The sequence below is a fragment of the Sphingomonas sp. PR090111-T3T-6A genome, from assembly GCF_000383095.1.
Classification (GTDB): domain Bacteria; phylum Pseudomonadota; class Alphaproteobacteria; order Sphingomonadales; family Sphingomonadaceae; genus Solisphingomonas.
This window is the reverse complement of record NZ_AORL01000021.1, coordinates 653495-667733: the sequence shown is the minus strand read 5'-3', so window position 1 is coordinate 667733 and position 14239 is coordinate 653495. Positions and strand designations below refer to the sequence as shown.

Sequence of the window (14239 nt, the reverse complement as noted above, 5' to 3'; positions counted from 1 at the left end):
CTTCCTCAGCAGAGAGTGCGGTGGAACAGGCGGAGCGTCCAGTCGACCGCCTGGAGGAAGAGCGCCGGATCATAACGCGGCCCCTCGTCGCGCAGGAAGGCGTGGGCGGCGTTCACCTCATGCCATTCGTAGCGCGCGCCGACCTCCTCCAGCCGCGCCCGGATCGCGAGCCGCCCTTCGAAGGGGACGTGCGGGTCCTGTCGGCCCCAGACGAACATCGTCTCGGCCTTCAGCTCGTCCATGCGGGCGAGGCTGTCGTCGGACTTGCCGGCGCCGAGCGTCCCGGAATGGATGTCCGTCGCGTAGAAGCAGGCCGCCGCCGATACGATCGGGTTGAGCGCCGCGCGATAGGCGAGGTGCCCGCCGAGGCAGACGCCCATCGTCGCGAGCTTGCCCGTGCAGGCCTCATGCCCGGCGAGATAGTCGAGCCCGATCCGGGCGTCCTCGTCATAGGCGGCGAACGGCTTGTGGAATTTCAGGAAATTGCCCCGATCGGTCCCGGCCTGATCGTAGTGCAGCACCGTGCCGGCAGGCTCATATTCGTGATAGACCTCGGGGACGCCTACGACATAGCCCTGTCCCGCGATCATCGCGGCGAGGCGGCGGATTGGATCCGTCACCTGATAGATTTCCGAGAAGAACAGGACACCCGGATAGCGCCCCGGAACGGCCGGCCGGAACAGATGCATCCGCATCGAGCCGCCGCCCGATGTCGGCAGGTCCACCGTCTCGTCCGACCGGATAATCATCCTGTTCCCTTTCGAATGTTCAGAGGCCGGGCCGGGCCAGGGCCTCGCCCGAGATAGCGAAGCGGCCGGCCAGCAGCAGCCCGATCAGGCTGAGCACCGCCGCGCCGGCCAGATACACGCCGACGGACGTCAGCCCGCCATGCTCGGCGAGCATCTGCGCGATGGCTGGTGTCAGCCCCCCGCCGATGATGCCACCGACGTTGAAGGCGAGCGAGGTGCTCGTATAGCGGACCTGCGGCGGGAACAGGCCCGGCAGCCATGCGCCGAGCGGCCCGTATACGAAGCCCATGGTAAGCAGCGCCAGCGCCAGGAACAGGAAGACGCCGCTGATCTGCCCGCTGCCGACGAGGGGCGCCAGCAGCGCGCCGGCAGCGATCGTCCCGAGGCAGCCCCAGATCAGCACGCGCCGTGGGTCCAGCAGGCGATCCGACAGCCAGCCGGCGAGGAGGATGCCCGCCGCCATGAACAGGATCGCGCCGAGCTGTGCCTCCAGGAAGGACTGGCGCGGATAGCCGAGCTGGGTGGTGCCGTAGCCGAGCGTGAAGGCGGTCGCGATGTAATAGAGCGCGAAGCAGGCGACGACGCCCAGTGTGGCGGCCACCACCGGCCCGAAATGGCTCCGCAGCACTTCCACGATCGGCACGCGGGGCGGGGCCTCCTCTTCGATCGCCGCGGCGAAGGCGGCGGTTTCGGTCAGCTTGAGCCGTACCCACAGGCCGAGGCCGACCAGCAATGCGCTCGCCAGGAAGGGGATGCGCCAGCCCCAGTCACGGAACTGATCCGGGCTGAGGCCAAGCCCCAGCAACAGGAAGAAGCCATTGGCCGCGAGGAAGCCGACCGGCGCGCCGAGCTGCGGCATCATGCCGTACCGCGCGCGCCATCCCGGTGGCGCGTTCTCCACCGCCAGCAGTGCCGCGCCGCTCCATTCGCCACCGAGGCCGATGCCCTGTCCGAACCGCAGCAGGCAGAGCAGGGCGGGCGCCAGCCACCCGACCATCGCGTAGGTCGGCAGGAAGGCGATGGCCGCGGTGGAGATGCCCATCAGCAGCAGCGAGGCGACCAGCGTCGACTTGCGGCCGATCCGATCGCCGAAATGGCCGAACAGCGCGCCGCCCAGCGGACGGGCGAGGAAGGCGAGGCCGAAGCTCGCATAGGATGAGAGGAGCTGCGCGGACGCGGAGCCGGCCGGAAAGAAGAGCGGCCCGAACACGAGGCTGGTCGCCGTGGCGTAGATGTAGAAATCGTAGAACTCGACCGACGTGCCGACCAGGCTCGCCAGCAGGATTCGCGTCGTCTGCCTTGCCTCTCGCATATTCCTCACTCTTGCATCATCCAGCCGGATCACGGCCCCGCGGGGTGGCTCCGATCCGGGTTATGCTCTCGTTTCTGCCTGCCGGATCGCGCCGGCTATTCCCGCCACGATCCGGCGATCGGTGATCCGGCGCGGACCGTGGGCAAAGCCGAGGCGTATCGTCTTCCCGTCAGGCGGAGGGCCGATCCGGCTGGCCGATCCGTGCACCTCGCGCACGCCCGTGGCCGCGACGAGTGCCGCGGCATTGTCGGGACGCACACCCGCCCCGGCCATGATCGACAGATGCTTCCCTGCGACTTCGACCATGCGCGCCAGCGTGGCGGCCCCCTCGGGGGCGCTCGTCGCTCCTCCCGAACTCAGTACCTTGTCATAGCCGAGGGTGCGGGCCTCCTCCACGGCCGCCACCGGATCGATGGAGAGATCGATCGCCCGGTGCAGCACGATCGTCGCGTCGCGGGCGGCATCCCGGAAGCGGGCCATCGCCTCGCGATCAAGCCGGCCATCGGGCAGCAGCGCCCCCACCACCACGCCGGCAGCCCCCCGCGCGAGCGCAAGGCGGATCTCGTCGATCATCACCGGCACGTCGCCGTCTTCCAGAACATAGCCGCCGGCACGCAGGCGGATCATCGGGTGGACCGGCAATCCGGAGGCGACCGCCTGCTCGATCAGGGCAGCCGATGGGGTAAGCCCGCCGAGTTCGAGCGCCGAGCAAAGTTCGAGCCGATCGGCCCCGCCGGCGACGGCTTCACGGATGCCCGCCGGATCATCGACGCAGATTTCGAGGAGAATGCCCATCCGCCGCACCCTAGGGCGCTTTGCGGCGATGCCAAGCGCGACATTCCGTTGGGAACCGCTGCCGGGCTGAAGGGTCTCTATCCCGAACATCTGTCCCCGTTCATTCTGTATCTTGCCGGACGCTGGCAGGCAGGGGGCACAACCGAGACCCTTTCCAGTGTATGAGCCCGCCCATGCATCGTCGCCTTCTTCTGTCCGCCTCCCTTCTCGCCGGCCTGCTGGGTAGCCGCGCCGTCGCCGCCGATCCGGCTCCGTTCGATCTGACGGGGCCGACGCTTCGCGTCACCGTCACGCATCAGGGAAAGAGCCTGCCCATCGCGCAGGTGCCGCAGCTTTCGGCGGGCGACCGGCTCGATATCCGCGCCGACCTGCCGGAGGATCAGTCGGCGCATTATCTGTTGATCGCCGCTTTCCTGCGCGGATCGACCAATCCGCCGCCGGACAAGTGGTTCTACCAGTCCGAAACATGGAGGAAGAACAAGAAGGCGAAGGCCGGTCTTTCGCTCACCGTGCCGGACGGCGCGCAGCAGGTCGTGCTGTTCCTGGCGCCCGAAACCGGCGGCGACTTCTCGACGCTGCGCAATTCCGTGCAGGGCCGGCCGGGTGCCTTCGTACGCGCGGCGCAGGATCTGGCGCAGGCCTCGCTCGACCATGGGCGGCTCGATACCTATCTCGGCGAGGTCCGCAAGGTCGTGCCCGATGACCCGGATCGGCTCCAGCGGATCACGCCGCTGTTGGCGCGCAGCCTTCAGGTGAAGGTCAATGAAGACTGCCTGACCAAGATACCGTCGCTGCAATCCGCCTGCCTGCTCCAGAACCAGGAGACGCTGGTGCTGAACGACGGGCACAGCAATGCGATCACCGAGGCGGTGGCCGGGCCGGGGGCGGATCTGGCGCTTCAGCTCAGCGCCACGCCGCAGGGCGGGCTTGGCTATTACAGCCCCTATATCGCGGCGATCCGCGATATCATCGGCATCTTCAGCTCGATCCACACGGCGAAATATCAATATATCCCCGCGCTCGCGACGATGGACGGGGATCAGATGCGGCTGCTGCTGAACGCGCCGCCGTCCTTCCACAACCCGAAGTCGGTGCTGGTGGCCCCTCTGCCGGTGGTGGCGCCGGTGCATGTGCCGCCGCTTCAGGTGCCGGAGGCTTCTCCCTCGCTCTGCATCCAGTCGGCCGAGCCGCTGCTGCCGATGAGCGGTGCGCCGCTGATCTATTCGACGCATTATGCCCATGATCTCAGCCTGCGCGTGAAGCTGCGCGATGGCCGCGAGGTCGATCTGCCGGCGACACCCGACGTGGAGCAGGGCGGGTTGCGCATCGCGATGGCGGGCAAGCTGCCGGCAGATGTGTCCGGTCCGCTGGAAGGACGTATCCATGGTGTGTGGGGCTTCCAGCCGTTCGACGGCCCGACGGTGCGTTTGCAGGCCATGCAAACCGGCCAGTGGCGGCCGGGTTCGGACGGCCCTCCCTCGGCCGGGGGCACGACCACGCTTGTCGGCGGTGTGGCCGCCTGCGTCACCGGCGTGACGCTTCAGGCCGGCAACGCGCCGCCGGTCAGGACGACGTGGAAGAAGCAAGGGCCGGATCGGATCGGCGTCGCGCTTCCCGCAGGCGACGGGAAGGGAGCGCTGGCGGTGCAGATTGCAGGCCCGGCTGGGGCGTCGCCGGACAAGGTGGTGCTGGCCGCCCCGCGCACGCCGACACGGCTCGCGGCGAGCATGATCGCGCATAATGTGCAGCGCGGACCGGCGAGCGGGCCGGTCGCGATCACGCTCGGCAACGACAGCGAGATCCCCGGCAACGCCACCTTCACCTTCTCGCTGCGGACCGACAAGGACGCCCGGCTGACCGGCCAGGAGACGATCGAGATCGCGGCCGCATCCGGAGGGGAGGGGGCGCGGCTCACCGTTTCGAACGGCCTCACTTTCGTCGACGATCATGTCCTGATCGCCACCTTCCAGCCCGGCCGGTTGCTCGGCCCGTCGGCCTTCGGGTCGCTCAAGGCGCGCATCGTGCGTGATGGCGCGGAAAGCGACTGGCTGCCCATCGGCACATTGGTGCGCTTGCCGACGCTGACCCAGCTTCAATGCGCCGCTGCACCGGCGGATGGCTGCACGCTCACGGGAAGCGGCCTGTTCCTGATCGACAGCCTGTCCGCGACGCCCGGTTTCGAGCATCCGCAAGTCGTGCCGGCGGGCTATGCCTCCGACACGCTGTCCGTGCCGCGACCGGCGGACAACGGAGCGCTCTATTTCCGCCTCCATGATGCTCCCGATGTCGCCAACAGGATCGGGGGCTGACGGCATTCGGCCCACCGTCCTTTGGCGGTGGGCATCGAGGCTTGCGACGGAACCGAGGCACCGCGATCGAACTTACCTTCGAGGGAGAAGACGCCGATCTCCCTGCCGCCTGTTCGGGGGCAGCATGGAGTGCGTCGGATAAGCCGAGGAGCCGGGTTTCATGGCAGAGACGAAGCGGATCGAAGGCGGCAGGTTCGTGATCTTCGCGGCGCTGACCGGCAATCTCGCCATCGCGGTCGTGAAGTTCGTGGCGGCGTTCTTCACCGGCAGTTCCGCCATGATGACCGAGGGCATCCACTCGCTGGTCGATACGGGGAACCAGTGGCTGCTGCTCTATGGCCTCAAACGGTCCCGCCGGCCTGCCGATGCGGAGCATCCCCTCGGCTATGGCCGCGAACTCTATTTCTGGAGCTTCGTCGTCGCGTTGCTGATCTTCGCGGGGGGCGCGCTGGTCTCGATCTACGAGGGCGTCCTCCACATCCGCCATCCCGAGCCCATTCGCCACGCGTTCGTCAATTTCCTGGTCCTCGGACTGTCCTTCCTGTTCGAGGGGGGCTCGTGGCTAGTCGCGCTCCGCGAGTTCGATCGCTCGCGCGGAAATCTCGGCCGGTGGCGCGCCATCCGCCGGAGCAAGGACCCGTCGACCTTCGCCGTGCTGTTCGAGGATACCGCCGCGCTGATCGGCATCACCATCGCCGCGATCTTTATCGGCCTGACCCTCTGGACGGGCGATCCCCGTTTCGACGGCATGGGATCGATCCTGATCGGCTTCGTCCTGGCGATCGTCGCCCTGCTGCTGGGGCAGGAATGCAAGGGGCTGCTCATCGGGGAGCGTGCGGCGCCGGAGATCACGGCCACCATTGCCGACATGGCGCGCAGGGAGCCCGGCGTGTGCACCGTCAACGAGGTGCTCAGCATCCATCTCGCGCCGGATCAGGTGGTCGCGACGGTCAGCCTCGATTTCGACGATGACCTCAGGACCGGGCAGATCGAGCGTGCCGTTGCCGGCATCGAGCGACGCGTGCAATCGCTCTATCCCGAGATCAGGAGCCTGTTCATACGTCCGCAGGCGCGTGGAACGGGGAGAGATCCGTCCATAGCCTCCGTCTGACCCGGCGCTACAGGAAACGGCACGAGAGACCATTCTGCCCATTGAAGCTCTTTAATATCGGCCACAATTTCGGGAGTGGCGGCGTCCTCGAAAAGATCGGGTACAAGCGCACGACAGGGACAGGGAATGGACGATGACCGACGACGATCAGTTCCCGCAAACGGAAGGCCGATACTGGGATGTCGAAGCGCTGGCCCGCGAGCTGAAGGCTGCGCGGGAGGATTGGCGTGTGGCGCATCGCGATCATCGCGCGGGTGAAGAGACGGGCTTCCCGTCGCGCCTGAGCCTGGAGCAGATCGTCACCCAGCTTTGCGGCGCGCTGTTCCCGCTCCGGCTGGGGCCTGGCTTCGTGCGCAGCGAGACGGAACAGGGCTTCGTCGTCGAGACGCTTCAAAGCGCTCTCACCGGGCTCCTCGGCCAGATCCGGCTGGAGCTGGGCTATGACCGGCCGGGAGCCTCCGTGACGGAGATCGAGCAGGAGGCGGCACGGATCATCAGCGGTTTCGCGGCCGCCTTGCCATCGCTACGGCGCGTGCTCGACCATGACGTGGAGGCTGCCTACAGCGGCGATCCGGCCGCGCGCAGCGTCGATGAGGTGCTGCTCTGCTATCCCGGCGTGCTGGCGATCATCCATCATCGGCTCAGCCATTGCCTGTATGGACTAGGGGTGCCGCTGGTTGCGCGGATCATCTCCGAGATCGCCCATAGCGGGACGGCCATCGATATCCATCCCGGCGCGCAGATCGGCTCCAGCTTCTTCATCGATCACGGCAGCGGCGTGGTGATCGGGGAGACGGCGGTCATCGGCGATCGGGTGCGGATATATCAGGCGGTCACGCTCGGCGCCCGGAGCTTCCCGACCGACGCCTCGGGGGCGTTGACCAAGGGGCTCGCCCGTCACCCCATCGTGGAGGACGACGTGGTCATCTATGCCGGCGCGACCATCCTTGGCCGGGTGACGATCGGTCGTGGCGCGATCATCGGCGGCAATGTCTGGCTCACCGAAGACGTGCCGCCGGGCAGCGTGATCCACCAGGCCTTTGCGGAGCGGGAGCACGTTTCCGGAACGCAATTGCCGGCGGGGCATATCAATCTCGAAGCGGCCCAAATCTAGCGCGCGAGATGGGGCCGGGAGGTCGATCGCAGATGATAAGGATCGTGTATATCGTCGTCGCTGCCTTGCTGTCGGCGAGCTGCAACAGGGCAGATCCCTTGTCCTATGTGCTCTATCAGGGCTCCCGAGCCCAGAATAGCCGTACGGAATGGGCGACCTTCCAATCCTCGACCACGAAGATTGCGGACGTCAATCGGCGGCGCTGTACGGAGGCTGCCTCGGCGTTGCGTGCCGCGCTGACGGAACGCGATGGCGAGTTCTGGTGCGAGGCGGCGGCATCTCACAGGTGAGATGGTCCCGATTATCGGGCTGCTAAACCGCTCAAAGCCCGACGCGATGCAATCCCTGATTTTTCGCGGTACGGCGCCGCGGGTTGGCGCGGATGGGAGGCTCGGGCCGATAGGTATAGCGCGAAAGGCCGGGGCCGCCGCTTATGAGGATGTCGAGCATCCGTTCGCCGAGAGGCCAGTGCCCGAGCTTCGCGTCCGTCCCGAAATGGCCAACGCTGCCGGCATTGACGAAATCGCTGGTCCATTCGCCTGCGATCTCCCGTGCCCGATCGAGATCGACATAAGGGTCGTTCTCGCTCGCCACGACAATGGAGGGGAAGGGCAGCATGGCCGTGGGGATGGGGCCGAACCGCCGGACGGACTCCTCGGCATCGGCCCGCTCCGCATCGACCGGCCCGACGAGCAGCGCGCCCTGAATCCGCCGTGCCGCCCGCTTGCCCAGCAATGCGGCCCACCAGGCCACCGCGAGCGCGCCGAGGCCATGGGCGACGAGAATGACGGGAGCGCTCGCCCGCCGAACATTCTCGTCGATATGGCTGAGCGCGCTGTTGCGAAGGGGGGCATCCCACGCGCCCATGTCGATCCGATGGAAATGGTCGTACCGGCGCTGCCACAGGGCAAGCCAGTGGCGCGGGGTCACGCCGCCCAGATCCGGAACGGCAAGACAGATCGGCGTATGGCATGCCGTCGCGACCATGGCGGTTCCCTCCGCGGAGCCTTCCGGATTAAGGCGAAAATAAGGCGGAAGCATCCTGAGTCGCAATCAGCGGTCGGCGTGACTTCCGGGCATTTCGGCGCAATGTCCTTGGGATGCGAGCAACGCGCCGGGTCAGATCCGGTCCGTCATGACGACGCGCACGAGCCTCGAGCTGGGCACGGCGTCCAGTTCGATCGAACGGAGGAAACCTTCGATCTGGCTGAGCGCAAATTCATGCGCATCCCCACCCTCGCGCGCGCTGGCGGGGCGGCTGCTCAGATAGCTCCAGTCGGCGAGCGGGAGGGTGACCGACAGGGGTTCACCCTTGTCGTCCGCGGCGTTCAGCCAGACGACGCCATTGTCGATGTGAGAGAGGGGAAGGTCTCGATCAAAGCGGACGGAAAGGCTCATCCTGGGTCTCCCGTTCAGTTCTGAAAAATGAATGTGGGTGTAACGAGCCCGGCTGGCAACACGGCTCGCCGCTTGTGGATATCGTCCGGGCGCATGGAAATTATGTCGCATGCGGCGGAATGGATTTCGCGCGTTTCGCCCTCAACCCGGAGATCGACGGTCAATCGAGCGGGGAGGATGAAGCCCGCCTTGAGGGGCTCCAATGAAAAATGTCTACTTATAGAGTAGGGAATTGCGTCGGGCTTCGTTATGGCGGCGCCAGACCAGTTCAAGGGGGCGTTGCTCATGATTTCCCGCCGTTTTCTTTTCTGCCTGACGGCATCGACGCTGGGCCTGATGCAGGCATCAGCGGTGCAGGCGCAGGCCGCAGACGGGCAGACGGACGCTTCGACCACCACTGCCGCGCAGCCGGAATCGATTGTCGTCACCGGCTCGCGCATCGCGCGGCGGCAAACGGAGGGCGCTGCCCCGGTCACGATCCTGACCGGCGACGCGATCGACAAGAGCGGCTTCCGCAGTGTGTTCGACGCATTGACGGCGCTGCCGCAGAACACCGGTTATGTGCAGGGTGAGGATTTCGGCAGCACCTTCACGCCCGCCGCCAACTTCGTGAACCTGCGCGGCCTGGGGCCCAATCATAGCCTCGTGCTGGTCAACGGACGTCGGATCGCCGACTATCCGGTCGCTTATGACGGCGCGGTCAACGCGGTGAACCTCGCCAACATCCCCAACGCTTTCGTGGACTCGCTCGAGGTGCTGAGTGGCAGCGCGGGCGCGGTCTATGGCTCGGATGCGATCGCGGGCGTCGTCAATCTCAAGCTCAAGGAGAAGATGGACGGGCTCGACGTCAATTTGCGCGTCGGCAACACCAAGCAGGGCGGCGGCCAGAATATCCGCGGCCAGTTCATCGGCGGCACCAGCATCGGCCGGCTCGATGTCGTGGTGGGCGGCGAGATCAGCTCGCGCGATCCGATCTTCTGGGGCGACCGCAAGATCGCCAGTTCCTATTCGCGCTATTCAACGCCCGATCTGCCGCAGATCCCGTCGTCGATGTTCTCGATCAGCAATCCCTCGACACGCGCCTATTACGATCCACCCGCCGGCGCCTGCGACGTGCTCTCCGGCCTTCAGGGCGGCACCGTCCGCCAGGTGTCGAGCCCGCGCGGCGGCAGCTATTGCGGCAGCGATGCCTATTATAACGGCCGCACGATCCAGACGAAGAAGGACTCCCAGAGCTTCTACGGCCACGCCACCTATCATCTGACCGACGACATCGATTTCTATGCCGGCGGTCTCTACACGCAGAGCGACATCGCCAATGTCGTCCGCTCGCTGACTTGGTCGTCCACCTTCTACAATCTCGCGAACAACCGGCTGGAAAGCTGGTCCCACACGCTGACGTCGGAGGAGACGGGCGGCCGCATGGGCACGGCCAGCCGCTATGACGAGCAGGCGTGGAACATCACCACCGGCCTGCGCGGCCGGCTCGGCAGCAGCTGGCATTGGGACCTGTCCTACAACCGTTCCCAATATCGCAGCGACCAGACGCGCGTGCGCCTGCTGAGCGGGATAGACGCCTTCTATCTCGGCCCGCAGCAAGGCAGCGTCGATGGCTTCGCCGCTTATGATGCGCCGGACTCCCGCCTGTTCACCGCGCTGACGCCGGGCCAGTTCGGCCAGCTCAGCCGCGCCTCGCTCACGCGGACCAAGACCGAATTGCAGGATGGCAGCCTCTCGGTGAACGGCACGCTGCTGCACCTGCCGGCCGGCCCGCTCGAAGTGGCCGGCGCGATCGAGGTGGGCGACAACAGCTTCTCCAACGATCCCGATCCGCAGATCAATGACGGGGTCTACTGGAACACGGCCGCGTCGCTGCCGAGCTATGGCAAGCGCCAGCGGCAGGCGATCGCGGGCGAGGTGCGCGTGCCGGTCCTGCGTTCGCTGACGGTGACCGGGGCCGGGCGCTACGATCGCTACGAATATGGCGGAAACCACATCGGGGCCGCCACCTATGGCAGCGGCATCGAGTTCCGTCCTGTGCGGTCGTTGCTGGTTCGCGGCTCGCTGTCGTCGAGCTTCCGCGCGCCGGACATGAACTATGTCTTCGAGCAGCAGACGCAGGGCTATTATCCGAGCCAGACGGACTATTATCAGTGCCGTCTCGACGGGCAGGCCTATTCGAGCTGCACCGACTTCTACAACATGAACTATGTCGAGAACGGCAATAAGAAGCTCAAGCCCGAGCGTGGCCAGTCGCTGACGGCGGGCTTCGTGTGGACGCCCAACCGTCATTTCGACATCTCGTTCGATTATTATCGCATCCGTATCAAGAATGAGGTCACGTCGCTCGATGTCGACCAGCTTCTGCGGCAGGAGGCGGATTGCCGCCTCGGCCAGTCGGTTTCAGGCTCGCCGGTCGATGCCGGCTCCTCGATCTGTCAGGATTATACGGCGCGCGTGACGCGCAATCCGGCGGGCGCCACGGTCAATCCCAATCAGGTGACGCTGATCCGCAACAGCCCGATCAACGCGGCGAGCGAGCGGACGCAGGGCATCGACGTCAATGCGAACGTCCGCTGGTCGATCGAGAAGGTGGGCAAGTTCACGCTCAACGGGCAATATACCCGCGTGCTGAGCCACAGCTACACCCAGTTCCCCGGCGATCCGGCGTTCGATTATCTGAACGATCCGGCCTACCAGACCGACTGGAAGGATCGCGCTAACGCGACGCTGACCTATCAGCGCGGAGCGCTGACGCTGACGGCTTATGCGGAGCGCTACGGCCGCGTGCCGAAGAACGACTATAGCGGCGAGCGCTCGCCTTATACGGTGGTCAATCTGAGCGCATCCTACGACATCACCAAGCAGGCGACCCTGTCCGTGATCGTCAACAATGTGGCGGACAACTATCCGGTCGATAAGAGCGGCGGCTGGCCTTACTATTCGATCGGCTATTACGACATCTATGGCCGCCAGCTCTGGATTCAGGCGAATTATCGCTTCGGACGCCATAGTTCGTGAATGGGCGCCTTGTGAGGCCGTAGTTCACGTCCGGAACGCCCACTGCTCCATAAGCAGCGGGCGTTCCTCCCGTCACTTCGACATGGAAGGCGGGGCGTCGCCCGGTGCGCTTCCCCACGAGGGATTGGGGCGCGGCCCCATCACCAGTTCCAGCTTCGCGCCGTCCTTGATGTCGGCGTGGCTGAACCAGGGTTTGGTCCACGGCTTGCCGTTCAGCGTCGCCGACTGGATATAGATGTTGGTGGTCGAGTTGTTACGCGCAGCGATCTCCAGCGTCTTGCCGTTACCCATGCGCAGCTTCACATCGTCGAACAGCGGCGAGCCGAGAACATAGGCGTCGCTCGACGGATCGACCGGATAGAAGCCCATCGCGCTCAGAGCATACCAGGACGATGTCGCGCCCTGGTCGTCCATGCCGGGATAGCCGTAACCGCTCTTGTCGCTGCCATACATGGTGTCGAGGATGCGCCGGGTGAGAGCCTGCGTCTTCCACGGCTGGCCGCCCCACGCGTAATAGTAGGCGGCCTGCTGGTCGGGCTGGTTGCCTTGCACATATTGGCCGATCAGGCCGGTGCAGTCCCGGCAGATGCCTTTCGCGGTGTAAGGCGTGCTGAAGAACCGGTCGAGCTTGGCGTCGAACTTCTCCCGCCCGCCGAGCAGGTTCATCAGCCCCTGCACGTCATGCGGCACCAGCCACAAGGTCGACCAGCCCGACGCCTCCTTCATCATGAAGTTGTAATAGGGTTCCTGCGGATCGAAGGGGTTGATCCACTTGCCGTCCTCGGTCCGCCCACGGACGAAGCCGATCGAGGGGTCGAACACGTTGCGGTAATTGTGGGCGCGAGCAAGGAAGGCCTTGGCGTCGTCTGCCTTGCCCAGCTTCTTCGCATATTCGGCGAGCGCATGATCGTCCCACGCATATTCGAGCGTGGTCGCCGCCCCGGCATTGCCACCGGCATAAGGCGGGCTCGGATTGTTGTTCGGGATGAAGTCCGAAATCCAACCCTGCTTCATATATTCGGCGAGATGGCCGCGCGGGCCGGCCGGATCGGTGGCGTTCTTGCGCAGATATTCCCATACCGACGCATAGTCGAACGGAATGCCCCGCCGCCACGCGCCGAGATAGAGGAACACCGCATTGTCGCCGTGGAAAGAGGTGTTCATGAAGCCGCGCTCGCGGGCCATGTCCAGCTCCGAGGCCATGATGTCCTGCACCACCTCGGGTTCCATCAGTTCGAGCAGCACGATCTGGTTGCGGCCCGTATCCCAGAAGGGCACCGGGCTGTAGCGATCGTGACTGGCGATCTTCGTCTCGCCCTTGTGATCGGTGAAGGGCTCGCCCTTGCGGGCCTCCAGGCGCGGGCTGGCGAAGGATTGGAACAGCGTGGAATAGAAGAGCTGGCGCTGCTTCTCGGTGCCGCCGGTCACCTGCACGCGGTCGAGCAGCGACGCCCATGTCGCGCGCGCCTGCTGGTGGACGCGCTCGAAGTTCCAGTCGGGCAGCTCGGCACGGAGCCGCTGCTCGGCCTGCTCGTAGCTGCTGCCATGCGCCATGCGCACCAGCACCTGCTCGCCGGCGGTGGTGTGAAAGGCCAGATAGCTGCCCGCATAGCTCCCGCTGATGCTGCGCTGGCCGGGCTCGACATCCTTGTCGCCGATGCCCCAGCCCTTGTCGTCGCCCGGCGCCTTGCGGAAGCTGCCCATCTCGGCAAAGGGCCTGGAGAATTCGGCGACGAAATAATTGCCGTCCGCCCCGCCGCGCCCGTTCGCGCCACCTGCGTTCGACTTGCCGCGCACGGTATGATCGCCGACGATCTCGACGTCCCCGCCATGGGCAAGCAGGTTGAGCAGCACGTTTGCGCGCTCGCTCGCCGGGAAGGTGAAGCGCATCAGGCTGGCCCAGCGCGTCGCCGTCAGCTCCACCTTCGTCTGGAGGCTGTTGAGGGTGACCGAATAATAGCCCGGCGAGGCCACTTCTCCCGCCTTGTCGTACCACGCCTGATTATAGGCCGGGGCCGCCGACCAGTCGCCCACCACCGGCATGATGATCGGCTCGGCGTTGCCGCCATAGGTGCCGCCGCCGCCACCCGTGAAGCCGATCATCGTCGGGTTGGTGTAATAGTAGGGCGTGGGGACGCCGTTCGGATAGCTGAGCGCGATGTTGTTGTTGACCGGCGCCACCTCGACCGAACTATGCGGCAGGCGCGCGCCCGGCGAGGTCTGGCCCGTATAGACCGGCTCGCCGGGCGGCGGCGCGTTGCCGATCAGCTCCGGCTTGTCGAGCGCCGCCGTGCCGACGAGCGGATTGGCCAGATCGACCGGACTGGCCGAGGGCTTCTGCGCCATGCCGATCCCGCCGGCCATGCCCAACACCAGCGCCGCCCCGCACATCATGGAGCGGCGAATGCTCCTTGCCTTCATCGCGCTCAT

10 protein-coding genes are annotated in these 14239 nt (G+C 65.9%); 4 read left to right on the top strand and 6 right to left on the bottom strand.

Annotated features, from left to right (window positions below; translation table 11 throughout):
• Window positions 1–5: 5 nt before the first annotated feature.
• From ST3T6A_RS0113240 to ST3T6A_RS0113230, 3 genes are read right to left on the bottom strand one after another with little or no spacing between them, the layout of a single operon-like run.
• Window positions 6–749: a dienelactone hydrolase family protein gene (locus ST3T6A_RS0113240; protein WP_019833421.1), complete on the bottom strand. Its 744-nt coding sequence runs from the start codon at window positions 747–749 to the stop codon at window positions 6–8.
• 19 nt (window positions 750–768) lie between these two features.
• Entirely contained in the window at window positions 769–2061 is a 1293-nt protein-coding gene (locus ST3T6A_RS0113235) for an MFS transporter (RefSeq protein WP_019833420.1), read from the bottom strand.
• 60 nt (window positions 2062–2121) lie between these two features.
• Window positions 2122–2856, bottom strand: a complete 735-nt coding sequence (locus ST3T6A_RS0113230; protein ID WP_019833419.1) for a copper homeostasis protein CutC — start codon at window positions 2854–2856, stop codon at window positions 2122–2124.
• A gap of 173 nt (window positions 2857–3029) precedes the next feature.
• Between ST3T6A_RS0113230 and ST3T6A_RS0113225 the strand changes: the two genes are divergently transcribed.
• The 3 genes from ST3T6A_RS0113225 (at window position 3030) to epsC (ending at window position 7390) form a co-directional block, all read left to right on the top strand.
• A complete protein-coding gene (locus ST3T6A_RS0113225; RefSeq protein ID WP_019833418.1) occupies window positions 3030–5165 on the top strand; it encodes a hypothetical protein in 2136 nt (711 codons plus the stop codon).
• Between the two features lie 160 nt (window positions 5166–5325).
• Entirely contained in the window at window positions 5326–6276 is a 951-nt protein-coding gene (locus tag ST3T6A_RS0113220; protein ID WP_019833417.1) for a cation diffusion facilitator family transporter, read from the top strand.
• Between the two features lie 133 nt (window positions 6277–6409).
• A complete protein-coding gene (epsC, locus tag ST3T6A_RS0113215; protein ID WP_019833416.1) occupies window positions 6410–7390 on the top strand; it encodes a serine O-acetyltransferase EpsC in 981 nt (326 codons plus the stop codon).
• 321 nt (window positions 7391–7711) lie between these two features.
• Here the strand turns inward: epsC and ST3T6A_RS20175 are convergent, their stop codons facing one another.
• Both ST3T6A_RS20175 and ST3T6A_RS0113200 read right to left on the bottom strand, forming a co-directional pair.
• Entirely contained in the window at window positions 7712–8377 is a 666-nt protein-coding gene (locus tag ST3T6A_RS20175) for an RBBP9/YdeN family alpha/beta hydrolase (protein WP_019833414.1), read from the bottom strand.
• 132 nt (window positions 8378–8509) lie between these two features.
• Entirely contained in the window at window positions 8510–8788 is a 279-nt protein-coding gene (locus ST3T6A_RS0113200; RefSeq protein ID WP_019833413.1) for a hypothetical protein, read from the bottom strand.
• Window positions 8789–9073: 285 nt separating this feature from the next.
• Here ST3T6A_RS0113200 and ST3T6A_RS20170 point away from each other — a divergent pair, with 285 nt between their 5' ends.
• On the top strand, window positions 9074–11809 hold the full coding sequence (locus tag ST3T6A_RS20170; protein WP_162140538.1) for a TonB-dependent receptor plug domain-containing protein: 2736 nt from the start codon (window positions 9074–9076) through the stop codon (window positions 11807–11809).
• 72 nt (window positions 11810–11881) lie between these two features.
• On the opposite strand, the gene ST3T6A_RS0113185 is transcribed toward ST3T6A_RS20170, so the two are convergent.
• Window positions 11882–14239 (bottom strand): GH92 family glycosyl hydrolase, encoded by a 2358-nt coding sequence (locus ST3T6A_RS0113185; protein WP_202804590.1) that lies wholly within the window; start codon window positions 14237–14239, stop codon window positions 11882–11884.

Bases quoted from the DNA above. Each gene is read 5' to 3' on its own strand.
- ST3T6A_RS0113185 (WP_202804590.1), bottom strand. From the start codon at position 14,239: ATGAGCGCGATGAAGGCAAGGAGCATTCGCCGCTCCATGATGTGCGGG.
- ST3T6A_RS0113200 (WP_019833413.1), bottom strand. From the start codon at position 8,788: ATGAGCCTTTCCGTCCGCTTTGATCGAGACCTTCCCCTCTCTCACATC.
- ST3T6A_RS0113235 (WP_019833420.1), bottom strand. From the start codon at position 2,061: ATGCGAGAGGCAAGGCAGACGACGCGAATCCTGCTGGCGAGCCTGGTC.
- epsC (WP_019833416.1), top strand. From the start codon at position 6,410: ATGACCGACGACGATCAGTTCCCGCAAACGGAAGGCCGATACTGGGAT.
- ST3T6A_RS20170 (WP_162140538.1), top strand. From the start codon at position 9,074: ATGATTTCCCGCCGTTTTCTTTTCTGCCTGACGGCATCGACGCTGGGC.
- ST3T6A_RS20175 (WP_019833414.1), bottom strand. From the start codon at position 8,377: ATGGTCGCGACGGCATGCCATACGCCGATCTGTCTTGCCGTTCCGGAT.
- ST3T6A_RS0113220 (WP_019833417.1), top strand. From the start codon at position 5,326: ATGGCAGAGACGAAGCGGATCGAAGGCGGCAGGTTCGTGATCTTCGCG.
- ST3T6A_RS0113225 (WP_019833418.1), top strand. From the start codon at position 3,030: ATGCATCGTCGCCTTCTTCTGTCCGCCTCCCTTCTCGCCGGCCTGCTG.
- ST3T6A_RS0113240 (WP_019833421.1), bottom strand. From the start codon at position 749: ATGATTATCCGGTCGGACGAGACGGTGGACCTGCCGACATCGGGCGGC.
- ST3T6A_RS0113230 (WP_019833419.1), bottom strand. From the start codon at position 2,856: ATGGGCATTCTCCTCGAAATCTGCGTCGATGATCCGGCGGGCATCCGT.